The sequence below is a fragment of the Pseudomonas sp. FSL R10-2189 genome (assembly GCF_009600325.1).
Classification (GTDB): Bacteria; Pseudomonadota; Gammaproteobacteria; order Pseudomonadales; family Pseudomonadaceae; genus Aquipseudomonas; species Aquipseudomonas helleri.
In genome coordinates this window covers 28,735-53,797 of sequence record NZ_WIVZ01000018.1, presented here as the reverse complement: position 1 = coordinate 53,797, position 25,063 = coordinate 28,735, and the positions used below count along the sequence as shown (strand labels likewise).

At 58.2% G+C, this 25,063-nt stretch carries 21 protein-coding genes and 1 tRNA gene; 6 read left to right on the top strand and 16 right to left on the bottom strand.

Annotated features, from left to right (window positions below):
* The first annotated feature begins 63 nt into the window (after nucleotides 1-63).
* Complete coding sequence (locus tag GHO32_RS14510; protein WP_153338144.1) at nucleotides 64-1,290, top strand: SLC13 family permease; 1,227 nt, start codon at nucleotides 64-66, stop codon at nucleotides 1,288-1,290.
* 218 nt (nucleotides 1,291-1,508) lie between these two features.
* Here GHO32_RS14510 and GHO32_RS14505 read toward each other — a convergent pair.
* The 4 genes from GHO32_RS14505 to rpsU form a co-directional block, all read right to left on the bottom strand.
* A tRNA-Ile gene (locus GHO32_RS14505) sits at nucleotides 1,509-1,585 on the bottom strand.
* Nucleotides 1,586-1,749: 164 nt separating this feature from the next.
* Nucleotides 1,750-3,597 carry an RNA polymerase sigma factor RpoD gene (rpoD, locus tag GHO32_RS14500; protein WP_153331580.1) on the bottom strand — a complete coding sequence of 616 codons (1,848 nt, stop codon included), beginning with the start codon at nucleotides 3,595-3,597 and terminating at the stop codon, nucleotides 1,750-1,752.
* Nucleotides 3,598-3,664: 67 nt separating this feature from the next.
* Nucleotides 3,665-5,620 carry a DNA primase gene (dnaG, locus tag GHO32_RS14495; RefSeq protein WP_048372249.1) on the bottom strand — a complete coding sequence of 652 codons (1,956 nt, stop codon included), beginning with the start codon at nucleotides 5,618-5,620 and terminating at the stop codon, nucleotides 3,665-3,667.
* Between the two features lie 473 nt (nucleotides 5,621-6,093).
* Complete coding sequence (gene rpsU, locus GHO32_RS14490; RefSeq protein ID WP_002551877.1) at nucleotides 6,094-6,309, bottom strand: 30S ribosomal protein S21; 216 nt, start codon at nucleotides 6,307-6,309, stop codon at nucleotides 6,094-6,096.
* A gap of 198 nt (nucleotides 6,310-6,507) precedes the next feature.
* Between rpsU and tsaD the strand changes: the two genes are divergently transcribed.
* On the top strand, nucleotides 6,508-7,533 hold the full coding sequence (tsaD, locus tag GHO32_RS14485; RefSeq protein WP_153335071.1) for a tRNA (adenosine(37)-N6)-threonylcarbamoyltransferase complex transferase subunit TsaD: 1,026 nt from the start codon (nucleotides 6,508-6,510) through the stop codon (nucleotides 7,531-7,533).
* A gap of 4 nt (nucleotides 7,534-7,537) precedes the next feature.
* Here the strand turns inward: tsaD and plsY are convergent, their stop codons facing one another.
* Nucleotides 7,538-8,107: a glycerol-3-phosphate 1-O-acyltransferase PlsY gene (gene plsY, locus GHO32_RS14480; RefSeq protein ID WP_048372243.1), complete on the bottom strand. Its 570-nt coding sequence runs from the start codon at nucleotides 8,105-8,107 to the stop codon at nucleotides 7,538-7,540.
* A gap of 74 nt (nucleotides 8,108-8,181) precedes the next feature.
* Between plsY and folB the strand changes: the two genes are divergently transcribed.
* The gene (folB, locus tag GHO32_RS14475; protein ID WP_153335070.1) at nucleotides 8,182-8,535 is read left to right on the top strand and encodes a dihydroneopterin aldolase; all 354 of its coding nucleotides are present in this window, start codon (nucleotides 8,182-8,184) and stop codon (nucleotides 8,533-8,535) included.
* Nucleotides 8,526-9,044, top strand: coding sequence for a 2-amino-4-hydroxy-6-hydroxymethyldihydropteridine diphosphokinase (gene folK / locus GHO32_RS14470; RefSeq protein ID WP_153335069.1), 519 nt, complete (start codon nucleotides 8,526-8,528; stop codon nucleotides 9,042-9,044). The genes folB and folK overlap by 10 nt, the downstream gene beginning before the upstream one ends.
* 89 nt (nucleotides 9,045-9,133) lie before the next feature.
* On the opposite strand, the gene GHO32_RS14465 is transcribed toward folK, so the two are convergent.
* The 11 genes from GHO32_RS14465 to GHO32_RS14415 form a co-directional block, all read right to left on the bottom strand.
* Complete coding sequence (locus tag GHO32_RS14465; protein WP_153335068.1) at nucleotides 9,134-10,363, bottom strand: multifunctional CCA addition/repair protein; 1,230 nt, start codon at nucleotides 10,361-10,363, stop codon at nucleotides 9,134-9,136.
* A gap of 61 nt (nucleotides 10,364-10,424) precedes the next feature.
* Nucleotides 10,425-11,987, bottom strand: a complete 1,563-nt coding sequence (locus GHO32_RS14460) for a SpoVR family protein (RefSeq protein ID WP_048372235.1) — start codon at nucleotides 11,985-11,987, stop codon at nucleotides 10,425-10,427.
* Nucleotides 11,984-13,258 (bottom strand): YeaH/YhbH family protein, encoded by a 1,275-nt coding sequence (locus tag GHO32_RS14455; protein WP_123750903.1) that lies wholly within the window; start codon nucleotides 13,256-13,258, stop codon nucleotides 11,984-11,986. The genes GHO32_RS14460 and GHO32_RS14455 overlap by 4 nt, the downstream gene beginning before the upstream one ends.
* A gap of 102 nt (nucleotides 13,259-13,360) precedes the next feature.
* Nucleotides 13,361-15,283 (bottom strand): PrkA family serine protein kinase, encoded by a 1,923-nt coding sequence (locus GHO32_RS14450; RefSeq protein ID WP_048372233.1) that lies wholly within the window; start codon nucleotides 15,281-15,283, stop codon nucleotides 13,361-13,363.
* Nucleotides 15,284-15,594: 311 nt separating this feature from the next.
* Nucleotides 15,595-15,912: a thiosulfate sulfurtransferase GlpE gene (glpE, locus tag GHO32_RS14445; RefSeq protein WP_153335067.1), complete on the bottom strand. Its 318-nt coding sequence runs from the start codon at nucleotides 15,910-15,912 to the stop codon at nucleotides 15,595-15,597.
* A gap of 33 nt (nucleotides 15,913-15,945) precedes the next feature.
* Nucleotides 15,946-16,827 (bottom strand): symmetrical bis(5'-nucleosyl)-tetraphosphatase, encoded by an 882-nt coding sequence (locus GHO32_RS14440; protein ID WP_153335066.1) that lies wholly within the window; start codon nucleotides 16,825-16,827, stop codon nucleotides 15,946-15,948.
* Nucleotides 16,827-17,207, bottom strand: coding sequence for a Co2+/Mg2+ efflux protein ApaG (gene apaG, locus GHO32_RS14435; RefSeq protein ID WP_048372227.1), 381 nt, complete (start codon nucleotides 17,205-17,207; stop codon nucleotides 16,827-16,829). The genes GHO32_RS14440 and apaG overlap by 1 nt, the downstream gene beginning before the upstream one ends.
* A gap of 123 nt (nucleotides 17,208-17,330) precedes the next feature.
* Nucleotides 17,331-18,149 carry a 16S rRNA (adenine(1518)-N(6)/adenine(1519)-N(6))-dimethyltransferase RsmA gene (gene rsmA / locus GHO32_RS14430; RefSeq protein WP_153335065.1) on the bottom strand — a complete coding sequence of 273 codons (819 nt, stop codon included), beginning with the start codon at nucleotides 18,147-18,149 and terminating at the stop codon, nucleotides 17,331-17,333.
* On the bottom strand, nucleotides 18,146-19,135 hold the full coding sequence (gene pdxA / locus GHO32_RS14425) for a 4-hydroxythreonine-4-phosphate dehydrogenase PdxA (protein ID WP_368668385.1): 990 nt from the start codon (nucleotides 19,133-19,135) through the stop codon (nucleotides 18,146-18,148). The genes rsmA and pdxA overlap by 4 nt, the downstream gene beginning before the upstream one ends.
* Nucleotides 19,132-20,469: a peptidylprolyl isomerase SurA gene (gene surA, locus GHO32_RS14420; protein ID WP_048389642.1), complete on the bottom strand. Its 1,338-nt coding sequence runs from the start codon at nucleotides 20,467-20,469 to the stop codon at nucleotides 19,132-19,134. The genes pdxA and surA overlap by 4 nt, the downstream gene beginning before the upstream one ends.
* Nucleotides 20,450-23,236: an LPS-assembly protein LptD gene (locus GHO32_RS14415; RefSeq protein WP_153335064.1), complete on the bottom strand. Its 2,787-nt coding sequence runs from the start codon at nucleotides 23,234-23,236 to the stop codon at nucleotides 20,450-20,452. The genes surA and GHO32_RS14415 overlap by 20 nt, the downstream gene beginning before the upstream one ends.
* 132 nt (nucleotides 23,237-23,368) lie before the next feature.
* Here GHO32_RS14415 and GHO32_RS14410 point away from each other — a divergent pair, with 132 nt between their 5' ends.
* Together GHO32_RS14410 and murU are read left to right on the top strand one after the other, a co-directional pair.
* Nucleotides 23,369-24,394, top strand: a complete 1,026-nt coding sequence (locus GHO32_RS14410) for an aminoglycoside phosphotransferase family protein (RefSeq protein ID WP_153335063.1) — start codon at nucleotides 23,369-23,371, stop codon at nucleotides 24,392-24,394.
* A complete protein-coding gene (gene murU / locus GHO32_RS14405) occupies nucleotides 24,391-25,062 on the top strand; it encodes an N-acetylmuramate alpha-1-phosphate uridylyltransferase MurU (protein ID WP_153335062.1) in 672 nt (223 codons plus the stop codon). The genes GHO32_RS14410 and murU overlap by 4 nt, the downstream gene beginning before the upstream one ends.
* Nucleotide 25,063 lies beyond the last annotated feature (1 nt).

The following is a 25,063-nucleotide window of genomic DNA, read 5'->3' as shown; positions in this document are numbered from 1 at the left end:
ATTGGCATTTAGCGGTTCACCTTATATCGGCCTGTGACGGGCTTCATTGCATTAGGCGTCGTTATGTACACAACCCTGCTCATTTTCTTCATGGTTTATTTGGTAATGGGTGTCGGTAAGCTGCCGGCATTTAACGTGGACAGAACGGGCGCTGCAGTCGTTGGCGCCCTGGCCATGATCGTAGCAGGAAGCCTTAGCCCGCAAGCCGCGTGGGATGCCATCGACTACCGCACCCTTGGGCTGTTGTTTGGCTTGATGGTGGTGTCGGGGGCGTTCACGGTCTCGGGGTTTTATGCCTGGGCTGCGGAGAAAGTCGCAACGCTGAAAATTACCCCGGTCGCGCTGTTGGCAGTGTTTATTGCCGTCAGTGCCGGGCTTTCCTCATTGCTGACCAATGACGTGGTGGTGTTGTCGATGACGCCGCTGCTGGTCAGCGTGGCGCTGGCACGGGGGCTTAACCCGGTGCCGTTTCTGCTGGCATTTTGTTTTGCGGCCAACGCCGGTGCTGCGGGCACCCTGATCGGCAGCCCGCAAAACATGATTGCGGCGCAAGCGCTTGATCTCTCGTTTAACGAATTCATGATTGCCGCAGGGGTGCCGGCGCTTTTATCGCTGCCCATCATCTGGTGCATCATCGCGTGGCAATACCGTGGCAAATGGACGCTTGAGCGTAAGACCGATAAAGCGGTCGTTCACCCTCCCATACAGCTCGATAAAGTCGAAACGACCAAAGCCATCATCGTCGCCAGCGCCGTAATCATCGCCCTGGTGGCCGATATATGGCCGCGAGAACTGGTGGCCCTGGCCGGCGCGGGCATCCTGCTGGTCAACCGCAGCCTGGCTTCCAAAGACGTGCTCAAGCAAGTTGACGGCAACCTGTTGCTGCTGATTATCGGCTTGTTTATTTGCAACCAGGCACTTGCCAATACCGGACTGCCGCAATCGCTGTTTGACTGGTTGCGCCATGTGGGCATCGACGTCAACGACCCAATTTCGCTGTTTGTGGCCGGTTCATTGCTCAGTGATGTGGTCGGCAACAACCCGGCGGTGATGCTGCTTTCTCCGTACCTGCACCCGGACAACAACGCGCAATCGTTAGGTGCTGCGATTGCGTTGGGTACCGGGTTTTCGAGCAACCTTATTATTTTCGGCAGCCTGGCCGGGATCATCGTCGTGGAACAGGCGGCGGGGTGCGGTATCAAGATCTCGTTCGGGTCATTCGCAAAGTCCGGGGTGCCCGTGACCTTGGTGACCTTGCTGATGGCGGGGCTGTGGATTGCGTTTTTGTGAGGTGGTGGGGGATTGCGGGGCTTCAGGGGCGGTCCTGCGGCCCGCATCGCAGCCTCGTGCCTCGGCAGCGGCTACAGTTGGTCAGGGTGGCGGGGTGGATGACGGCTGCTATGCAGCCGGACGTGGCCTCGCAAGGCTCGTCAACTGCTACGGGGGAGTGGTGCGATGAGCTCTTTGTTAAGGGCACAAAAAAGCCGCGCAGTGCGCGGCTTTTAATGTGGTGGGCCCAGTAGGACTCGAACCTACGACCAAGGGATTATGAGTCCCCTGCTCTAACCAACTGAGCTATAGGCCCTAAGTAAGCCGGGGATTATAACGATGGTTTCTTAGGAGTGCTATCCGAAAAATCTTAATTAGAGGTACGAAGAATTCTGCGTGCGAATTCTGTCGCATTTGAAGCTGCGCAGACGCTGTATTGCCCACAAAGCAAAACCCCCGGCAGGGCCGGGGGTTTTGGGATCACTCGTCGAGGAAGGAGCGTAAGTGCTCGCTTCTCGTCGGGTGGCGCAGCTTACGCAGCGCTTTGGCTTCGATCTGACGAATCCGCTCACGGGTAACGTCGAACTGCTTACCAACCTCCTCAAGGGTGTGGTCGGTATTCATGTCGATACCGAAACGCATGCGCAGTACTTTGGCTTCACGTGCCGTCAGGCCGCCGAGTACGTCGCGTGTCGCTTCTTTAAGGCTCTCAACGGTGGCTACATCGATTGGCGACTGCATAGTCGAGTCTTCGATGAAGTCGCCCAGATGGGAGTCTTCGTCATCACCGATCGGGGTTTCCATGGAGATCGGCTCTTTAGCGATCTTCAATACCTTGCGGATTTTGTCCTCAGGCATTTCCATGCGTTCGCCCAGCTCTTCCGGGGTCGGTTCACGGCCCATTTCCTGCAACATCTGACGGGAAATACGGTTGAGCTTGTTGATCGTCTCGATCATGTGCACCGGAATACGGATGGTGCGGGCCTGGTCGGCGATCGAGCGAGTGATCGCCTGACGGATCCACCAGGTGGCATAAGTCGAGAATTTGTAGCCGCGGCGGTATTCAAACTTGTCTACCGCTTTCATCAAGCCGATGTTGCCTTCCTGGATCAGGTCGAGGAACTGCAAGCCACGGTTGGTGTACTTCTTGGCGATGGAGATCACCAGACGCAAGTTCGCTTCAACCATCTCTTTCTTCGCGCGGCGGGCCTTGGCCTCACCGATCGACATGCGACGGTTGATGTCCTTGATCTCAGCAACCGTCAAGCCGGTTTCTGCTTCCAGTGCCGACAGCTTTTGCTGGCAACGGATGATGTCCGGTTGCAGGCGACCGATGGCTTCAGCGTATTTGCTTTTGCCTTTGGCCAGCGAATCGCTCCAGCTTTCGTCAACTTCGTTGCCCGGGAACAGGCGCAGGAAGTCGGCGCGTGGCATACGTGCATCACGTACGCACAGCTGCATGATGGCGCGTTCTTGTGCACGCAGACGCTCCAGGGCGCTGCGAACACGCTCAACCAAACCTTCGAATTGCTTCGGAACCAGTTTGATCGGCATGAACAGCTCAGCCAGGGCAACCAGTTCGATGATGGCTTGCTTGCTGTCGCGACCGTGCTTTTTCAGCGCCTTGCGAGTGATTTCCATCTGATCAGAGACGGCACCAAAACGCTGGGCGGCAATGACCGGATCTGGACCGCTTTCAGCTTCTTCTTCATCGTCTGAAGATTCTGCGTCGTCATCGTCGCTGTCGTCGTCAGCTTTAGCCGCTTTGGCGTCGACAGGTGGCGGAACTTCTGCGGCAGGTGGCGTAATACCGTCGTCCGGGTCGATATAACCGCTCAGAACGTCGGACAGGCGGCCACCTTCGGTGGTGACGCGAGTGTACTCGGAGAGAATGTGGTCAACCGTGCCAGGGAAGTGCGCGATTGCGCTCATCACTTCACGGATGCCTTCTTCGATACGCTTGGCGATTTCGATTTCGCCTTCACGTGTCAGCAACTCTACCGTACCCATTTCACGCATATACATACGTACAGGGTCAGTCGTACGACCAATATCGGTCTCTACTGCCGCCAACGCTGCGGCTGCTTCTTCAGCAGCGGCTTCGTCGGTGTCAGCATCGGCCAACATAAGGGCGTCCGCATCCGGAGCACTCTCGTGTACGGGGATCCCCATGTCATTAATCATGCGGATGATGTCTTCCACTTGCTCCGGATCTGAAATATCTTCGGGCAGGTGGTCGTTGACCTCTGCGTAAGTCAGATACTTCTGCTCACGGCCGAGGGTGATCAACTCTTTGATACGAGACTGCTGTTGCGCTTTTCCGGACATAACACCCTATCCACTGAAGGTCTTGGCGGGCAAAAAACAAGCCGAGGATTATACCTTAGCTGTGACCTCACGCGCCAGTTGAGGTCGGGTTTGATGCAGGATTATTGCGACTCAAGAGGTCGCGTAACTGGTTTTTTTCCTCGGTACTAAGCTCGCCTTGACGTGCTTTTCGAAGAAGTTGCTCTAGATTTCGCTCACGTTGGCGTGCTGACAAGCTAGTTATGGTGTCGAAAAACTGTTGTTCAAGGTTGTCGGCGTCAATTAGCCATTCCTTTTCCAGCAATCGTTGTAACAATCGACCCTGCTCGGTGCCGTGCCAGCGCGACAGCAACTGAATAGAGCTTAGCTTAGGATTTTTCTGTACGGCTTCTACCAGAGCAATCAGTAGTTGATTATTTGTCTGGTCTTCGGCCGCAAAGTGCCCGGCATCCTCAACTTTTTTTGCCAGTTGGGGGTGGTGCAGCAGCGTGCGCAAGGCCGTTAGCGTGGGCGGTTCAACGCCGACCGGCACCCAGGCCTGCTCGCGCTCGGCACCCCGTTTACCTTTTTTGTCCCAAGGTTTGTTTTCCCACTTTTTACCGCCAGCACCAGGCTTTTTCGGGGTCCATTCCTGTTGGGGGATGTACACGTCCGGTTGCTGGAAGTCGCTGTAGTCGGGCATTGCGTCGTAATCAATGCCGGGGTCGTAAGCGGGTTGGGCCTGGGGTTTGACGGGCGCGCTTTGTGCCAGTTGGCTGACCATGTCGTGGGTCAGGCCGGTGATTTCGGTCAGGCGCTGACGCATCAGCGTGCGCAGGTTGGCGCCTGGCACTTTGTCGATCAACGGTGCTGCCAGCGTGACCATGTGGGCTTTGCCCTCAAGCGACCGCGGGTCGGCTTCTTCGGTCAGTTGCTGGAAAAAGTAATCGGCCAGCGGTTGCGCGTGCTGGTTGATGCGCGCCTTGAAGGCATCGGTGCCTTCGGAGCGCACCAGTGTGTCCGGGTCTTCGCCTTCGGGCAAAAACAGAAAGCGCGCACGGCGCCCGTCCTGCAAGCAAGAAAGTGTGGCCTCAAGGGCGCGCCAGGCAGCGTTGCGGCCAGCCTGATCGCCGTCAAAGCAGAATAAAACGCTGGGCACCACGCGAAACAAGCGTTTCATGTGCTCTTCGCTGGTGGCGGTGCCGAGGGTGGCGACGGCATTGCGCAGGCCTTGCTGGGCCAGCGCGATCACGTCCATGTAGCCTTCAACCACGATGATTTCATCGAGGCTGCGGTTGAATTTGCGTGCCTCGAACAGCCCGTAGAGCTCCTGGCCCTTGTGGAACACTGGGGTTTCCGGGGAGTTCAGGTATTTGGGCTTATCGTCGCCGAGCACGCGGCCGCCGAACGCAATGATACGGCCCCGGCTGTCGCGGATCGGGAACATCACGCGATCGCGAAAGCGGTCGTAGCGTTTGCCGGTCTCGGCGTTCTCCACCAGCAGCCCGGCGTCAATCATCGCTTTTTGCTGCAGGGTGTCGTTGCTCAAGTGCTTGAACAGGTTGTCCCAGCCGGGCGGGGCGAAACCAAGGCCAAAGTCGCGAGCGATTTCGCCGGTCAGGCCGCGGCCTTTCAGGTATTCGACGGCGACTTTGCGTGCAGGATGGCTCTTGAGTGCTTGCCGGTAAAAGTCGGCGGCAGCGGTCAGAAGCGGGTAGAGCGGTGAGTCGGTAGGTTGCCGTGGCTTGTGTGAGCGGCCGCCTTCTTCTCGGGGGATCTCCATGCCGGCTGCTTTTGCCAGCTCTTCGACGGCCTGGGGGAAGTCCAGGTTGTCGTGGTCCATGATGAAGCCGAGGGCATTACCGCCTGCGCCGCAGCCAAAGCAGTAATAAAACTGCTTGTCGGGGCTGACACTGAACGAGGGCGTTTTTTCTTTGTGAAACGGGCAGCAAGCCGTGTAGTTCTTGCCTGCTTTCTTCATTTGCACGCGCGAGCTGACGACATCGACGATATCGGTGCGGTTCAGAAGGTCGTCAATAAAGCTCTGGGGGATTAACCCGGCCATGGCGTTCTCGTCATCACGGAGCAGAATTTAACCCAGATGAGTGGCTTGGCATGATGGCGTGCACGCAGGTGCATGGCTCGATCGTGTGGCGTCTGCTCAGTCATTGTGGGGAAGTGTATCTGTCGAATCTCATCTGACTAGGGTTTTAATCAGTACGAATATGTTCGATAGGTGTTGCGCTCTGAGTCCGAATTGACCTGTGGTGGGTCTCGGGTGGCTCATAAGCAGGCACAGGAGAAGTACCTTGGGCTGATTGTCTTGGGATAATCAGGAAAAGTGTGCTCGTCGGTAGCCTTGTAAGGCTCGTCAGTAAAGACGTGCACCGCTGGTTGTTAAAACCAGGTCTGACGTGGTGATGCGCTTTGTCGCGGTCGCATCTGCGGCCTTGACGGTAGAGCATGTAACTTGCTGCAACTGCCTACGGCCCGGCTTTAGGCCGGGCTTGGCAGAAGCTTGCAACGAACGTCTGTGTATTAGTACAGACGAACGGCGCGGCGCTGCTCGCGCTGAACTTTCTTCGCGTGACGCTTAACAGCTGCTGCTGCTTTGCGCTTACGCTCAGAAGTCGGCTTCTCGTAAAATTCGCGGCTGCGAACTTCAGCCAGTACACCGGCTTTTTCGCAGGAGCGCTTGAAACGACGCAGAGCTACGTCGAAGGGTTCGTTCTCTTTTACTTTGACGGCTGGCATCCAGAGCTACCTTCATTCATTACCGGGGTCAACGTCCCAAGGCTAAATTGCGTTGTAAGACGTCGGTTTTTAAGGGTTGCGGATGTTAACCCCTCAACGCCCGGAATGCAAAGCCTCTGATCGAAAACCGCTGGTCGGGGGCGGGAGTGGCGACTATTATGCGCGCCTTCGAATTGAGCCTCAACAAGGCGTAAACCCATGCTAGTACTGGGATTAGAAACTTCCTGCGACGAAACCGGCGTCGCGCTATACGACAGTGAGCGCGGGCTTTTGGCCGATGCGCTGTTCAGTCAGATCGACCTGCACCGCGCTTATGGCGGTGTGGTGCCGGAGCTTGCCTCGCGTGACCACGTCAAGCGCATGCTGCCCTTGATTCGTCAGGTGTTGGCTGAAGCCGATTGCGTGCCTACAGAGATTGACGCCATTGCCTACACGGCAGGGCCGGGACTGGTCGGGGCCTTGCTGGTCGGGGCTTCGTGCGCCCAGGCGCTGGCCTTTGCCTGGGGTATTCCTGCCCTTGGCGTGCACCACATGGAAGGCCATTTATTGGCCCCCATGCTGGAAGAGCAGCCACCTGAGTTCCCGTTCGTCGCTTTGTTGGTGTCGGGCGGCCATACGCAGCTGGTGCGTGTCGATGGCATCGGTCAATACGAGCTCTTGGGCGAGAGTCTGGATGATGCGGCGGGTGAAGCCTTCGACAAAACCGCCAAGATGATGGGGATGCGTTATCCGGGTGGCCCTGAGATCGCGCGCCTGGCTGCACAAGGGGTTGCCGGGCGTTTTGTGTTCCCGCGGCCAATGACCGATCGTCCGGGGCTGCAATTCAGTTTTAGCGGCCTTAAAACCTTCGCGCTGAATACTTGGCAGCGTTGTGTAGACGCGGGCGAAGATACAGAGCAGGCGCGTTGCGATATTTCGCTCGCGTTTCAGCAGGCCGTTGTCGAGACCCTGACCATCAAGTGCAAGCGTGCGCTGAAGGCTGCCGGGATGAAGCGCCTGGTCATTGCCGGGGGTGTGAGTGCGAACAAGGCGCTGCGTGAATCGCTCGAGAAAATGCTCGGTGAGATGAACGGTCAGGTGTACTACGCTCGCCCGGAGTTCTGCACGGATAATGGCGCGATGATTGCCTATGCCGGGTGTCAGCGTTTACTGGTGGGCCAACACGAAAGCCTGGCGATCAGCGTGCAGGCGCGCTGGCCGATGGAGCAGTTGCCACCGCTGTAAGGGTTCAGAAATGCCGTTCGCGCCCAGCCATCAGGTCGCGTAGATTGCTGCGGTGCCGCCACACAATGAGCGTCGTCAGGGCGCTCATGGGCAGCAGCGCTGCAGGTTCTTGCCAGGCCAGCAAGGGCAGGGTGAGGGGGGCGGCAATCAGTGAGGCCAGCGAGCTCGTACGGCTGAGCTGGAAGGTCAGCAGCCATGCGACAGCAGCCAGCAGCGCAGCGGGCGGATAAAGGCCCAGCAGCATGCCGGCAGCGGTGGCAACGCCCTTGCCGCCGCGAAAGCGGAAGTACAGTGGGTACATGTGCCCTACAACGGCGCAGGCGCCGATCCAGGCTTGTTGCTGGAGCGTGCAGCCCAGTTGATAGGCCAGCAATACGGGTAAAAGCCCTTTGCACAGATCGCCAAGCAAGGTCAGGATGGCGAGCTTTTTACCGGCCAGGCGCAACATGTTGGTTGCGCCGGCATTGCCTGAGCCACTCATTCGCGGGTCGGGATTTCCCGTCAGGCGGCTGAGCAAAATAGCGAAGGACATAGAACCAAGCAGGTAGGCGAGCATCGCCAGTAACCAAAACATGCTAACTATTCCGGGCAAGGACGCCCTGATTCTAACGGCGCATTGCGCCCTTGTCGTGCTGCGGAGAAGAGTGCTTGGACAGAGTGTTTATCGAAGGCCTGGAAGTTGACACCGTTATCGGTGCTTATGACTGGGAGCGCGGCATCCGTCAGTGCCTGCGGCTTGACCTGAGTTTTGCGTGGGATAACCGCCCGGCAGCGTCCGGAGACGACCTGACCCTGGCGTTGGATTACGCCAGTGTGTCAGCGCGCATCCAGGCGTTTGCTGAACAGGCTCAGTTCCAGTTGGTAGAAACGTTTGCCGAACGTTTGGCGCAGGTGCTGATGAGTGAGTTCAACATTCCCTGGCTGCACCTCAAGCTGACCAAGCCCGGCGCCGTTGCGGCGGCCACAGGGGTGGGTGTGGAGATTGAGCGCGGATGCCGCTAACAGAGGTTTATCTCGGGCTCGGTAGCAATATCGAGCGTGAACGGCATTTGTGTGCCGGGCTGGATGCGCTTGCGGTATTTTTAGAGGGCATGACGTGTTCGGCGGTGTTTGAGAGTCAGCCGGTGGGTATCAAAAGCGGGCCTTTTTTCAATCTGGTGGTCGCGGCCAAAACCGATTTGCCACTGATTGAATTAAGCCGACGTTTGAAGCTGATTGAAGCCGATAACGGGCGTTATGCGCCGGATCGCAAAGGGCTGCCGCTGGATATCGACGTGTTGTTTTACGGCGATCTGGTGGGCGACTTTGAGTTCCTGACCTTGCCGCGAGCAGAAATTCTCAAGAATGCGTTCGTGCTGTGGCCATTGTCTTTGATGGCGCCAGATAAGGTGCATCCGGGCGTGGGTAAAACCCTTGCCCAGATGTGGGCCGAAGCGCACATCGACCAGGTATTAGCGCCTGTGGCGTTTGAGTGGCGGGGCGTGCAGTTGACGCCGGCAGAGATGCTTTGATTTTGTAGGAGCAGCCGCTCGACGCTCGATTGCCTCGCGATCTTTTGATTGTTTAAAAGATCGCGAGGCAAGCTCGCTCCTACAGACGGTCAGTGTTTGGCGGCGTCTTTGTAGGCTTGCAGGGCCTTGAGCCGTTCGTGTTTGAGGGCTTCACCCAGTTCGGGGCCTTTGAAACCTTGTTCAATCAGCGGTTGTACGGTCACGCCTTGTGCTGCCAGGGCCGCGCCGCGCAGATAATCCGCCTGTGGGTAAGGGCGGTTCTCCAGGCCTAAACGCCCTCTGGCGTCCATTTCGCAGGCCACCACAAATTCTTCAAAACGCTGAGGGCGGCGATATACATCAAACCGCTGCAGCAACTCCAGCAATGTCGATGCCTTGAGCTCCAGGGCGCGATGACCATGGGTGTGGTACTCGCCCACCAACAGCGCCAATTCCTGGCAATCTCTCGGTGCTTTGTAGCGTTCGTTGACGGCTTTTATCAGACGCAGCCCTTTGTGCTCGTGGGCAATGTGTCGTGGCCACTGGCTCTCGGGTGTCAGCCCTTTACCCAGGTCGTGCAGCAGGCAAGCCCAGCGCACAGTCAGCGGCTGGTGGTGCAAGGCGGCTTGTTCGAGCACGCTCAGCGTGTGCAGGCCGCTGTCGACTTCGGGGTGATGAATGGGAGGTTGTGGCACGCCAAACAGGGCGTTGACCTCTGGCAGCAGCACCTCAAGCGCGTCGCAACTGCGCAGTACTTCGATGAATACCTGTGGGTGATCTTCCATGAGGGCGCGGGAGATTTCTTTCCAGCAACGCTCGGGCGTCAGGGCCTGCAGTTCGCCAGAGACGGACAGTTGGCGCATGAGTTCCAGGGTCTCGGGAGCGATGCTGAAACCAAGCCCTGCATAACGGGCGGCAAAGCGGGCAACACGCAGAACTCGCAAGGGATCTTCGGCAAACGCGGGGGAAACGTGGCGCAGAATGCGTGCTTCCAAGTCTCGCTGGCCGTGGTACGGGTCGGTGATATTGCCATCAGCGTCTTCGGCCATCGCATTGATGGTCAGGTCGCGGCGTATCAGGTCGTCTTCGAGGGTGACGTCGGGGCTGGCATGGAAGACAAAGCCACCATAGCCATGGCCGCTTTTGCGTTCGGTTCTGGCAAGTGCATATTCTTCCCCGGTTTTTGGGTGAAGAAACACCGGGAAGTCCGACCCTACCGGGCGATACCCTTCTGCGAGCATTTGCTCGGCAGTCGCACCCACCACCACCCAGTCGATGTCGGTGACGGGTTTACCCAGCAAGCGGTCGCGCACTGCGCCGCCCACTTTATAGATCTTCATAAAAAGCCTCCGTTAGCGCGACAGGATAACCCGTGTGCCGCGTTAGCGGAGGCCGATGTGGTTACAGGTGGACGGCGGACAAGTCCAGACGGCCGTAGTCGTTTTCACCATGCTCGCCTTTGGGCGGTACGTGCTGCACCTTCATGATCTGGTCGCCTTGCAGGGTCTCCAGATGGATATCGAAGCCCCACAGACGGTGCAGGTGCTTGAGTACCTCGTCGGTGGAGTCGCCGAGCGGTTTGCGGTCATGTTGTTGGTGGCGCAAGGTCAGAGAGCGGTCGCCGCGTCGATCAATGCTCCAGATCTGCACGTTGGGTTCACGATTGCCCAGGTTGTATTGCGCCGCCAGCGTTTCGCGGATGGTGCGGTAACCGTTCTCGTCGTGAATCGCAGGCACCAGCAGGTCGTCTTTCTGATCGTCGTCCATGATGCTGAAGAGCTTGAGGTCGCGAATGACCTTGGGCGACAGGTATTGCAGGATGAAGCTCTCGTCCTTGAAGCTGCTCATGGCAAATTTGATGCTGGTCAGCCAGTCGCTGCCTGCAAGGTCCGGGAACCAGCGCCGGTCTTCTTCGGTGGGGTGTTCGCACATGCGGCGGATGTCCTGGTACATCGCAAACCCCAGTGCATAGGGGTTGATCCCGCTGTAATACGGGCTGTCAAAGCCTGGCTGGAAGACCACGCTGGTGTGCGAGGTCAGGAACTCCATCATGAAGCCATCGGTGACCAGCCCTTCGTCATACAGGTCGTTCATCAGCGTGTAGTGCCAGAACGTAGCCCAGCCCTCGTTCATCACCTGGGTTTGGCGCTGCGGGTAAAAATACTGGGCGATTTTGCGCACAATGCGCACGACTTCGCGCTGCCAGGGTTCCAGCAGTGGCGCGTGTTTTTCAATGAAGTACAGGATGTTTTCCTGCGGCTCATCCGGAAAGCGGGCGTTGTCCTTTTCACTGGATTTGCCCACCCCTTTGGGGATGGTGCGCCACAGGTCGTTGATTTGCTTTTGCAGGTGCTCTTCGCGGTCTTTCTGGCGACGGCGTTCTTCTTCGGCCGAAATCGGATAGGGCCGTTTGTAGCGGTCCACGCCGTAGTTCATCAAGGCATGGCAGGAGTCGAGCAGGTCTTCGACGGCATCGATGCCGTGGCGTTCTTCGCACTGCATGATGTACTGCTTGGCGAACACCAGGTAGTCGATGATCGAACTGGCGTCGGTCCAGGTCCGGAACAGGTAGTTACCCTTGAAGAAGCTGTTATGCCCGTAGCACGCGTGGGCCACGACCAAGGCTTGCATGCAGATGGTGTTTTCTTCCATCAGGTAGGCGATGCACGGATCGGAGTTGATCACGATTTCGTAGGCCAGCCCCATCTGCCCACGGCTGTAGGATTTCTCGGTACTCAAGAAGTGTTTGCCGTAGGACCAATGGTGGTAACCCAGTGGCATGCCGACGGACGCATAGGCGTCCATCATTTGCTCGGCGGTAATCACCTCAATCTGGTTGGGGTAGGTGTCCAGCGCATAACGTTCCGCGAGGCGGCTGATTTCGCGGTCGTAAGCCTGGATCAGCTCAAAGGTCCACTCGGACCCTGTGGAAATGGGTTGGCGTTTATGCTCTTTGGCGGTCATGTGGCTAACCTGCGCTGGAAGAGTTCACGGAAGACCGGGTAGATATCGCCGGCCGAGACCAGTTGCTGTTGAGCGAACGTGTCGGGGAACGAGTCTCTGATGCGCTCATATTCGAACCAGAGCGCCTGATGCTCGCGCGGGGTGATTTCAACGTAAGTGTAGTACTGCACGAACGGCATGATCTGGTTGACCAGGATGTCGCGGCAAATAGGGGAGTCATCGTTCCAGTTGTCACCGTCCGAGGCCTGGGCTGCGTAGATGTTCCATTCGTTGGCCGGATACCGCTCGGCCATGATCTCTTGCATCAGTTTGAGTGCGCTGGAAACGATGGTGCCGCCGGTTTCCCGGGAATAGAAGAACTCCTCTTCATCGACCTCTCGGGCGCTGGTGTGATGGCGAATGAACACCACGTCAATCTTGTCGTAGTTCCGTTTCAGGAACAGGTACAAGAGGATGAAGAAGCGCTTGGCGATGTCTTTGGTGGCCTGGGTCATGGACCCGGAAACGTCCATCAGGCAGAACATCACCGCCTTGGAGCTGGGGTTGGGTTGTTTGACCAGCAGGTTGTACTTGAGGTCGAAGGTATCGAGGAACGGCACACGGTGTATCCGTGCGCTGAGTTTCTCTATTTCGGCCTCGATGTCTCTGATATCGCCGAAGTTGTCCGGTTCTTCACGTTTTAGCCGCTCAAGTTCAGCTTTGGCTTCTTTGAGTTTTGCCCGGCTGCTGCCGGACAGGGCGATACGCCGTGCGTGGGCCGAACGCAGGGTGCGGATGATGTTGATGCGCGACGGGTTGCCTTCGTTGCTGATGCCCGCGCGCACGGTTTTGAAGGTGTCGGTACCGGTCAGGTGGCGTTTGATGAGGTTCGGCAGTTCCAGGTCTTCGAACATGAATTCGAGGAACTCTTCCTGGGTGATCTGAAAGACGAATTCATCCATGCCCTCACCGGAATTACCCGCCTTGCCAGGGCCGCCGCCCCCACCGCCACCGCCTTGTGGGCGCTGGATATGTTCACCGCTGGTAAATTCCTTGTTGCCGGGGTGAACCGTGGTTTGCTTGCCACCACGGCCGTGGTGAAGCACGGGCTCATCAATGTCGCGGCCCGGGATGCTGATTTGCTCGCCATGCTCCATGTCGGTGATGGAACGATGGCCTACGGCCTCTTCGACCGCCTTTTTGATGTGGTCGCGGTAACGCCGCAGGAAACGCTGACGGTTTACCGTGCTTTTATTCTTGCCATTGAGGCGTCGGTCGATCACATAGCTCATAAGGCCCTCCGGGCAGCTTCAAGTTGTGAGCTGCAAGCTGCAAGTCGAAGCACAGCGCTTGTGTTTCTTCTTGCAGCTTGAGGCTTGAGGCTTACAACTGCCTCACTGCGATTTTCTGACTCGCAGATACCACTCGGAGAGCAGTCGTACTTGTTTGTCGGTGTAGCCGCGTTCGACCATGCGGGTGACGAAGTCGTTGTGTTTTTGCTGGTCCTCTTTGCTCGCTTTGGCGTTGAAGCTGATAACCGGTAGCAAGTCCTCGGTGTTGGAGAACATTTTCTTCTCGATGACCACACGCAGCTTCTCGTAGCTGAGCCAGGTCGGGTTTTTGCCATTGTTGTTGGCGCGGGCACGCAGCACGAAGTTGACGATTTCGTTGCGGAAATCTTTCGGGTTGCTGATACCGGCCGGCTTTTCGATTTTCTCCAGTTCTTCGTTAAGCGCTACGCGATTGAGGATCTCGCCGGTTTCCGGGTCGCGGTACTCCTGGTCCTGAATCCAGAAATCGGCGTAGAGCACGTAACGGTCGAAGATGTTTTGCCCGTACTCGCTGTAGGACTCCAGGTAAGCGGTCTGGATTTCCTTGCCGATGAACTCGATGTAGCGCGGTGCCAGGTATTCCTTGAGGAAGCGCAAATAGCGCTCGCGGGTTTCTGCCGGGAACTGCTCTTGCTCGATCTGTTGCTCCAGCACATAGAGCAGGTGCACCGGGTTGGCAGCAATTTCGTGCGGGTCAAAGTTGAACACTTTGGATAGGATTTTGAACGCGAAACGGGTCGACAGACCGGTCATGCCTTCATCCACGCCTGCGCTGTCGCGGTACTCCTGAATCGACTTGGCTTTCGGGTCGGTGTCTTTGAGGTTCTCGCCGTCATAGACCCGCATCTTGGAGTAGATGTTGGAGTTCTCTGGCTCTTTAAGGCGCGACAGCACAGTGAACTGCGCGAGCATTTTCAGGGTGTCCGGCGCGCAATGGGCCTTGGCCAGCGAACTGTTGAACAACAGCTTGTCGTAGATTTTGACTTCGTCGCTGACGCGCAGGCAGTACGGGACTTTGACGATGTAAATCCGGTCGATGAACGCTTCGTTGTTCTTGTTGTTGCGGAAGGTGTGCCACTCCGATTCGTTGGAGTGAGCCAGCAGGATGCCGTTGAACGGAATCGCGCCCAGCCCTTCGGTGCTGTTGTAGTTACCCTCTTGGGTGGCAGTGAGCAGAGGGTGGAGCACCTTGATCGGTGCCTTGAACATCTCGACGAATTCCATCAGGCCCTGGTTGGCCCGGCACAGTGCGCCCGAGTAGCTGTAGGCGTCGGCGTCGTTTTGCGGGAATTCTTCGAGTTTGCGGATATCGACCTTACCGACGAGGGCCGAAATGTCCTGGTTGTTCTCGTCACCGGGCTCGGTTTTGGCCACGCCGATCTGATTGAGGATCGACGGGTAGAGTTTAACGACGCGGAACTGGCTGATGTCGCCACCAAATTCGGCCAGGCGTTTGGTGGCCCAAGGCGACATGATGGTGTTCAGGTAGCGTTTTTGGATGCCGAAGTCTTCTTCAAGAATCGCGCCGTCTTCGGTCGCGTTGAACAGCCCCAGCGGTGATTCAAAGACGGGTGAGCCCTTGATCGCATAGAACGGGACCTTCTCGATCAGTTCTTTGAGCTTTTCTGCCAGCGAAGACTTGCCGCCGCCCACCGGGCCGAGCAGGTAGAGAATTTGTTTTTTCTCTTCCAGGCCCTGCGCGGCATGGCGGAAGTACGACACGATCTGGTCAATGCACTCTTCCATTCCGTGGAAGTCGGCAAAGGCCGGATAGCGGCGAATCACTTTGTTCGAAAAAATGCGCGACAGGCGGGAATTGGTTGAGGTGTCCAGGAGTTCCGGTTCACCGATGGCCATCAGCAGCCGTTCGGCAGCTGAGGCGTAAGCGCTTTTGTCTTGTTTGCACAGCTCAAGGTATTCCTGGAGCGTGAGCTCTTCTTGGCGTGTGGATTCAAAGCGTTGTTGGAAGTGGCTAAAAATACTCATGACGTCACCTCGCTCGATACGTGGAGCCGGCGATTGATCGGTCAGTTCGAGTGCTGGCATGCAGCAACGTTGCAGTTGCCGTGTACCCCCCAGGACACCATCAAGGTGCTTAACCCCTTGAAGTTACTACTGATGATCCATACACCGGTGTACCGGCTCTCCCCAGATTCGGATGGCCTGCGCTTAAGGATAGTTGGTAATCGGGGAGGTCAAGAAGAGATGCGCGAATAGTTGGCGCGACCGTTGGTCTGCAAGAGCGCCAGCCCGCTCAGGACGCGGGCTTGGGCGGATGAAAATATTTTTCGGGCTACTTATTCGGACGTTTCTGCGGGGTAGGTGGTGCGCCACAGTTCGAAGCCGCCATCGAGGCTGTAAACGTCAGAAAACCCTTGGCTGATCAGGTAAGCCGCTGCGCTTTGGCTGGAGTTGCCGTGGTAGCAGGTGACGATCAGCGGGGCGTCGAGGTCGGCTGCGCGGATGAAGTCAGCGATCGAGTGGTTGTCCAGATGCTGTGAGCCGGTGATATGCAGGGCGGCATAGGTGGGCTGGTCGCGGATGTCGACGACGACAGCGCCTTTTTCGCGCAGGGCTTGGGCTTGTTCTGGGGGAATGCGTTTGAATTCGGTCATGGGAGTTTCCTTTAGCCAGACAGCGCGTGCGAATCAAGGCGCGAGCGGCGGTTGCGAAGAAGGGGTTGGGGGGCAAAGCGGTTGAGGGGCCGGGTGCCCCTGCTCATCACAGTCGCAGCTCAGGCGCTGGCCGGTATCGACATTGAGCAAGGTCATCGCACCGCCCCAGACGCAGCCGGTGTCGAGTGCGAATACCCCAGGCTCTGGGCATTGGCCTTCAAGTGCCGCCCAGTGGCCAAAGATGATCTTGGTGTCCCGGGTTTTGCGTTCTTTGTAGCTGAACCATGGTGCAAAGCCCGGCGGCGCGGTGCCCAGACCCTCTTTGCTCTTGAGGTCGAGTTTGCCGTCGCGGGTGCAAAAGCGCATGCGGGTGAAGTAGTTGGTGATGACCCGCAGGCGGGTGATACCGGTGAGGTCACTGTCCCACTTGGCCGGGTCGTTGCCGTACATGCCGTCCAGGAACGGCTTGATGAGGCTGTCATCGCGCAAGGCGTGCTCAACTTCACCGGCATATTTGAGGGCTTTTTTCAGTGACCACTGTGGCGGTATCCCGGCGTGCACCAGCGCCGTATTGCGCTCGGCGTCGTAGTGCAGCAGCGGTTGCTGTCGCAGCCAGGTGAGCAGGTCGTTGCAATCGGGCGCTTGCAGGATGTCGCGCAGCGTATCGCCCTTTTTCAGGCGTTCGATGTTGTAGGCAACCGCCAGCAGGTGCAGGTCGTGATTGCCCAGCACGCACACCACAGACTCGCGCATACGGTAGAGAAAGCGCAGGGTTTCGAGCGATTCCGGGCCGCGGTTAATCAGGTCTCCCACCAGCCACAGTTTATCGTTGGCCGGGTCGAAGGCCACTTGCTCCAGCAGGCACTTGAGGGGCTGCAAGCACCCTTGCAGGTCACCCACGGCATAGACCGCCATCAGTGAAGCGCTCCGGGGACGGCCAGGCGGAAGGGCTTGATGATGGCTTTGAACTGATGGCCGTCATTTGCCTGCATCAGGTAGCTGCCCTGCATGGTGCCCACAGTGGTGGTCAGCACCGAGCCGCTGCTGTACGTGTGCTGCTCGCCGGGCTCGATCAACGGCTGTTGCCCGACCACTCCGGCTCCGCGCACTTCTTCGACATGCCCGTCGCCATCGGTAATCACCCAATGCCGGGACAGCAGTTTGGCCGCCACGGTGCCTGTGTTGCTTACTGTAATGGTGTAGGCAAAGGCGTAGCGCTGATGCTCGGGTTGAGATTGTTCTGGCAGGTAACGCGTGACGACGCTGACGTCGATCACATAGCGGGGCTCATGCATGCGAGAGGCCTTACTGAAAAGCGCAGACAACGTTCGGAATAAAACAGCTGCCTGAGTCTAGGCTAGAGGGCGGGTGCCCGGCCAGAGGCTATGTCTGGTCCGGGCACCGTTTTTTCTCAGTAATCAGTCAGCAACGGGCGCGTTAGCCGCTTTTTCGCTGAGTGTGTCGGCCAGGCGCACGAAAGCGGCGAGGTCGAGTTGCTCCGGGCGCAAGCTGCCATCGACGCCGGCGGCTTCGATGTCGTCGTTGCTGAGCAAGGCTTTGAGGGTGTTACGCAGCGTTTTGCGGCGCTGGTTGAAGGCTTCACGCACCACGCGTTCGAGCAGGCGATGATCCTTGGCCGGGTGCGGCAGCACGTCGTGTGGCACCAGGCGGACAATCGCCGAGTCGACTTTTGGCGGCGGGTTGAAGGCGCCAGGGCCGACGTTGAACAGGTGTTCGACGCGGCAGTGGTACTGAACCATGATCGACAGACGACCCCAGTCACCGCCGCCAGGCCCTGCGGCCATGCGCTCAACTACTTCTTTTTGCAGCATGAAGTGCATATCGCGGATCAGTTCGGCGTTTTTCAGCAGGTGGAAAATCAGCGGCGTGGAGATGTTGTACGGCAGGTTGCCGACGACACGCAGCGTGCGCGGCGCAGCATTGAGCGTTGCGAAGTCAAACTTCAGCGCGTCGCCCTGGTGCAGGTTGAAGTTGCTCATACCGGCAAATTGCTGATTCAGGATCGGGATCAGGTCTTTGTCCAGCTCGACAACGTCCAGTTGCCCGCCGCTGCTCAGAATGCCTTGGGTCAGTGCGCCCTGGCCCGGACCAATCTCCAGCAGGCGGTCGCCCGACTTGGCGTTGATCGCGCGCAGGATGCGGTCGATAACGCCCGCATCGTGCAAGAAGTTTTGGCCAAAGCGCTTACGCGCCTTGTGTTGGTATTGCTCGGTCATAGTTGTGTCTCGGCCATCTGATAGGCGGTTTCCAGGGCGACTTGCAGACTGCCAGTGTCGATCTTGCCGCTGCCTGCCAGATCCAGGGCGGTGCCATGGTCGACAGACGTGCGGATGATCGGCAAGCCCAGGGTGATGTTGACGGCGGCGCCAAACCCTTTGTACTTGAGCACGGGCAGGCCTTGGTCGTGGTACATCGCCAGCACTGCATCGCAGTGCTCCAGATATTTGGGGGTAAACAGAGTGTCTGCAGGCAACGGGCCGCGCAGGTCCATGCCTTCGCTTCGCAGACGCTCCAGGGTGGGTTCGATGATGTCGATTTCTTCAAAGCCCAAGTGGCCGCCTTCACCGGCGTGGGGGTTGAGCCCGCACACCAGGATACGCGGTTGGGCGATGCCGAACTTGTGTTGCAGGTCGGCATGCAGAATTCGGGTTACCCGGGTTATACGCTCAGGTGTGATTGCATCGGCCACCTGACGCAGCGGCAAGTGAGTGGTCACCAGCGCGACGCGCAGCCCGCGCGTGGCAAGCATCATCACGACTTGCTCGGTGCCGGTCAGGTCTGCCAGAAATTCGGTGTGGCCAGAAAACGCGATGCCGCTTTCGTTGATCACGCCTTTGTGCACGGGCGCGGTGATCATGCCTGCAAAATCGCCTGCAACACAGCCAAGGGCTGCACGGGTCAGGGTTTGCAGTACGAACGGGGCGTTGGCTTTGTCCAATGTGCCTGCGGTGACAGGGGCATTGAGCGGCGTGTCCCAGACATAGAGGCTGCCTGCAGGTGCCGGTTGGTCGGGCCAGTTGTCCGGGCTGACAGGCAGCAAACTGACAGCCACGCCCAGCTGCGCGGCCCGCTCATGGAGCAGGTCGCGGCTGGTAATGGCAATCAGGGGATGTGGCTGGCGTTGCGAGGCGAGAAGCAGGCACAGGTCGGGACCTATGCCTGCCGGCTCGCCGGGTGTCAGTGCAAAACGCTGTGTTTTCACTGTGCTGGGTCTGCGCTCTCTGCCTGGTTGGTTGCGCCAGGGAGTTTGATTTCTACATAGGCTTCGTCACGGATCTGACGCAGCCAGCTTTGCAGCTCTTCGTCGTACTTGCGGTTACGCAAGGCGTTCATGGCTTGCTGCTCGCGCGCCTGGGTGGTGCTGTCAGTGGAGCGACGGCCCAACACTTCCAGAACATGCCAGCCGTATTGAGTGCGGAATGGCTTGGACAGGACGCCTTGCGGGGTTTCTGCCATGACTTCACGGAACTCAGGTACCAGCGCGTTCGGGTCGATCCAGTTCAGGTCGCCGCCGTTAAGGGCTGAGCCTGGGTCTTCCGAATAAGTTTTGGCCAGGGTGGCAAAGTCTTCGCCCGACTGAATGCGGTCGTAGATTTTCTGGGCCAGTTCCTTGGTTTGCGCTTCAGTGCGGATTTCGCTTGGCTTGATCAGGATGTGACGAACATGAACTTCGTCGACCATCACGGTCTGGCCGCCGCGCTTGTCGAGCAGCTTGAGAATGATGAAGCCACCAGGCGTGCGGACCGGAGGCGTAATGTCGCCTGTCGGCATGCTGCTCAGCATACGATCGAACGGAGGTGGCAACTGGCCCGCTTTGCGCCAGCCCATATCGCCGCCATCCAGTGCGGTGTCGCTGCCGGAGCGGGCGATCGCCAGCTGGGCAAAGTCAGCACCTTGCTTGAGTTGCTTGTAGAGGTCTTCAGCCTTCTGGGCCGCCGCCTGGACTTCACTTGAACTCGCGCTATCAGACGTCGGGATCAAGATGTTGGCCAGGTGGTATTCCTCGGACAGTTGCGCCTTGCCCAGGTCAGAGGCGAGGAAGTTTTTCACTTCCTGATCGGTCACCTGAATACGCTCGGCCACACGGCGTTGACGTACACGGCTGATGATCATTTCGCGGCGAACCTGCTCGCGCGCATCGTCATAGGACAGGCCGTCGTGGGCCAATGCCTGACGGAACTGATCAAGGGTCATGTTATTGCGCTGGGCAATGGTGCCGATGGCCTGGTTCAGTTCTTCGTCAGAGATACGAATGCCCGAACGCTCGCCGATCTGCAGTTGCAGGTTTTCGACAATCAGACGCTCAAGCACTTGTTGGTCCAGAACGCTGGCAGGGGGGACACCCTGCCCGCGCTTGGCGATGGTTTGCTGAACTTCATGGACACGCTGGTCCAGCTGGCTCTGCATGATCACGTCGTTATCGACGATGGCCACCACCTTATCAAGGGGCTGAACTGCAGCGTGTGCCGCCGCAGTACCCAGGAACAATGCGCCCAATACTAGGGGGCGCAGACACTCAGAAAGCTTGATCTTCACGTTCACGATAACCTTGGATGCCTTTGTCGAGGAAGCTCTCTACTTTGGCGCCTGTAACGCCGCCGAGACCTTTCAGCACAATTTGAAGGAAGATCCCATGGTCGCCCTTTTCGTTTTGCGGGGCTTCTTGGGTGTATTCGTCGTTGGAAACCCAGTAGCGGCTGATCAGGCGCATTTTCCAGCAGCAGTTGTCGTACTCAAAGCCACCGAAGGCTTCCAGGGTACGGTTGCGGTTGTAATCGTACTGCCAGCGGCTGATGACGCTCCATTGCGGCACGAGCGGCCAGATCACCGAGAAGTCGTGCTGCTGGATTTTGTAGTAATCCTTGATGTAGCCGTCCTGCCCAGGAGACAGGTAGTCACCGCCGAATTGCCACTTACCGGTGTACTGGTTGTACACCACCTGGTCGTTGCGATAGCGATAGCCCAGGTTGACGACCTTGTTCGGGTTGTCTTCTGGCTGGTAATGCATCATTGCGCTGCCAGAACGTGGGCTACGGGTTTCCGGGTCCCAGTTGTAGTCAGCGGTTGCACGCCAGTCGCGGTTGAAGCGGTAAGCGTATTCGAGTGCGTACGGGGAAACGTTCGATGTCGAGTCGTCACGTTTATCATCGATGCCTGGCAACTGAACCTTGCGGTCCTTGAAGTAGTACGCCTGGCCAATGCTCACGCGTTGACGCTCGAAGCCGTTTTCTTCGATCCAGCGACTGGTCAGACCCAGCGACAATTTGTTTTCGTCGCCGATGCGGTCAGAGCCGGTGAAGCGGTTGTCACGCCACAGCGAGGAGTAGCTGAAGGTACTTTCGCTGGTGTCGAAAACAGGGATGTTTTCCTGGTTGCGCTCAGGCACATACAGGTAGAACGCCCGTGGTTCCAGGGTCTGGCGGTAGTTGGTGCCGAACCAGTTGGTGTTGCGGTCGAAGTACAAGCCGCTGTCGACGCTGGCGATCGGTACGCTGCGGCTGACCGAGCTGTCGTAAACACCACCGTTGTATCTCGTGCCAGCAGATGCTGCTGCAGCTTGAGCTTTTACAATGTCACTCTTGCCGGTGCCATCAAGGTCCAGATCGTACTGGGTGTACGCGTACTTGAGGGTCGGGGTCACGTAGCCGTAACTCGAGGTCATTGGCAGCGACATGGCCGGTGCGAGGTTCAGACGTGTGCCGTTGGCGCGCGCCAGGCCTGTTACGTTTGTGTCCAGACGCGGTTTGGTGACGCCGTATTCGTCGGTGTAGGTGCCGTTTTCCAGGTCACGCTCAAACCGCACCAGTTCGGTGTTGTAAGAGAAGTTCACGCCGCCCGGGTGATACGGCAGGCCACCATTGAAGGTGAGCTGTGGCATCTGGTTGTACGGCGTGACCTGGGTCACGGTCGCCAACTGGTAAGCGTGCACGTTCAGCTTGGCGGTGAAGTCATCGCCACGGTAGCTGACAGCTGCTTGCTGGTTCAGGTAGTCACGGCTTTCGACGCCAACCTGATCACTTTGCAGATCCTGGAAGTAGTACGGATCGCTGATCTTGGTGTAGTCAACTTCGGTCAGCACGCGCGAATCAAGCCCGCCCTTGTGCTGCCAGTTGTACATGTAGCGGGTTTTTTCGTAGTCGGTCTGCCGCTTGCGATCGTCGTTGTCGTCGTTGAGGTACGCGGCACCGAACTGTCCTTCGCTGGACTCGGTCAGGTAGCGGAACTCACCTTCCATCAACAGACCGCGCTTGGTCATGTAGCGCGGGTACAACGTGGCATCGTAGTTGGGTGCCAGGTTGAAGTAGTACGGGGTCACGAGCGTAAAGCCGGTGTCGGAGCTGCTGCTGAAGGACGGCGGCAGGAAACCGGACTGACGGCGATCGTCGATCGGGAAGTAAATGTACGGGGTGTAAAGGACAGGAATGTCTTTAACCCGCAGTGTCACGTTGGTTGCGGTACCGAAACCGGTGGCCGGGTTCAACGTGATGTTGTTGCCTTTGAGCTGCCAGGCGTTGCTGTTCGGCTCGCACGTGGTGTACGTACCGTCCTTGAGGCGGATGATCGCGTCTTCGGCACGTTTGGCGTACAGCGCGCTGCCGCGAATACGCGACTTGTGCAACACGTACTCGGCGTTGTCGACCTTGGCGGCACCGGTGTCCAGCTGCACATCGGCGTGGTCGCCAACCAGCAGTGCACCGTTGTCACGCAGACGCACATTGCCGCTCAACTCGCCACGGCTCTCGGCCTGGTACAAGTTGGCTTCGTCAGCCTCGACCTGCATGCTGCCTTGGCGCATGACCACATCACCGGCCAGGGTCGCGATTTGCTCTTCCTGCTGGTAGCGGGAAGCTTTGGCGCCAATGAAGGTCGGCGAATCGCTTTTGCTGGTGGTGTCGCGCATGCCGGGACGCGTAGGCTCGATATAGGCGCCAGAGCAATACGGGCCGGTTTCAGCCAGTTGCGCCGGCGTGAGCTTGTCACGCGGGACCCAGTCCAGGTGGCTGTAGTCAGCACTGCGCGCCTTGAGGCCACGACCTTTGGCGGATGTCACCAGCGGGGTTTGCTCACCTTGCTCGCCCGACTCACCATTGGCTTGCGCCACGGTGCCAGTGTGCGACGGGCGTGGTGGCAATTGCGCAGTATTTGCTTTCGGCGCGCAATCCCAGCCACCCGAAGCCGATGCGGAACAGTCATACTGCTCCTCGGCAAATACGAATGGCACGGCTAGAGGTTGCATGGCCAGCAGACTGCCAGTTACCAGCAACGGAAATTTTTTACGAAACGCGGGGGATTTCAATGCCATCTTATTAGTCCGGGCTTCCTGCGTGCCATCAGCCCGCGGTGGGGGGACCGCACGCCTATCGATGGTCTGGAAAAGATTCTGGATAATAAAGCATGACCCGCTTGACGGCTAGCGCCGTCGGAGACCCTTGTAATGCCTGACCAAGATGTACGCTTGCAACACCTGAATGTTTGGCTTGATGAACAGTTGGACACCTTGTTCGAGAACGAGGGGTGGGGTCCCGTGCCCCCGGCCACATTGACTGCGGCCAGCAGTGACGCGAGTTTCCGACGCTACTTCCGATGGGAGGGCGAGGGCCGCAGTTTTATCGTGATGGATGCTCCGCCGCCCCAGGAAAACTGCCAACCTTTCGTCGAAATCGCAGATTTATTGCGTACCAGCTGGATAAATGTTCCAAAAATTTACGCTCAAGACCTGGAGCGCGGGTTCCTTTTGCTCAACGATCTGGGCAATAAAACCTTTTTGGACGTGATCAACAGCAGCAACGCCGATGAATTGTTCAAGGACGCCATCGAAGCCTTGCTGGCCTTCCAGCAATTGCCGATGACGGCCCCTTTGCCCAGCTATGACGTGGCCTTGCTGCGCCGCGAGCTTGAGCTGTTCCCTGAGTGGTACGTGCGCCGGCATTTGGGCGTCGAGTTCACTGAGCAACAATTGGCGGCCTGGCAGCGTGTCAGCACGCTGTTGATCGACAGCGCACTGGCGCAGCCCCAAGTGCTGGTGCACCGCGACTTTATGCCGCGCAACCTGATGCTCAGTATTCCCAACCCCGGCGTGCTCGATTTTCAGGATGCCGTGTATGGCCCGGTGACCTATGACATCACCTGCCTGTTCAAGGATGCGTTTCTCAGTTGGCCCGAAGAGCGCGTGCGCGCCTGGCTGGAAGACTACTGGAAGCTGGCCTTGCCGCTGGGCATTCCGGTCGGCGCCAATTTTGAAGAGTTCTTGCGGGCCAGCGATTTGATGGGCGTGCAGCGCCACTTGAAAGTGATCGGTATCTTTGCCCGTATCTGCCACCGTGATGGCAAACCCCGCTACCTGGCCGACGTGCCGCGCTTCTTCTCTTATATAGAAGCGGTTCTGGCGCGCCGTCCTGAACTGGCTGAGCTGGGTCAATTGTTCGCCAGCCTGCCCCTGTCTGCCGAGGCCCGTGCATGAAAGCGATGATTTTGGCTGCGGGCAAAGGCGAACGCTTGCGCCCGTTAACCCTGCACACGCCTAAACCGTTGATTCGCGCAGGCGGCGTGCCATTAATCGAGTACCACCTGCGCGCGCTGGCAGCGGCAGGTTTTACCGAGATCGTGATCAATCACGCCTGGCTCGGTCAGCAAATCGAAGACCACCTGGGCGATGGCGCACGTTTTGGGGTGAGCATTCAGTACTCCGCCGAAGGCGAGCCGCTGGAAACCGGTGGAGGCATTTTTAAAGCCTTGCCGCTGTTGGGCGATAAACCTTTTGTCGTGGTTAACGGCGACATCTGGACCGATTACGACTTCGCCGGGTTGCGCCAACCGCTGGCCGGGCAAGCGCATTTAGTGCTGGTGGACAACCCGGCGCATCATCCCGGCGGTGATTTCTCGCTGAGCGATGGTCACGTGCAGGACGCGCTGCCCGGCGCCGACACGCTGACGTACAGCGGGATTGCGGTCTTGAGCCCGACCCTGTTCGACGGCTCGACAGCGGGGGCATTCAAGCTGGCTCCTTTGCTGCGCACCGCCATGGCTGCAGGTGCAGTTACAGGCGAGCGCTTGCAGGGGCAGTGGGTGGATGTCGGCACACATGAACGGTTGGCAGAGGTTGAGTTGTTGATTAAGGGCAAACACTAAG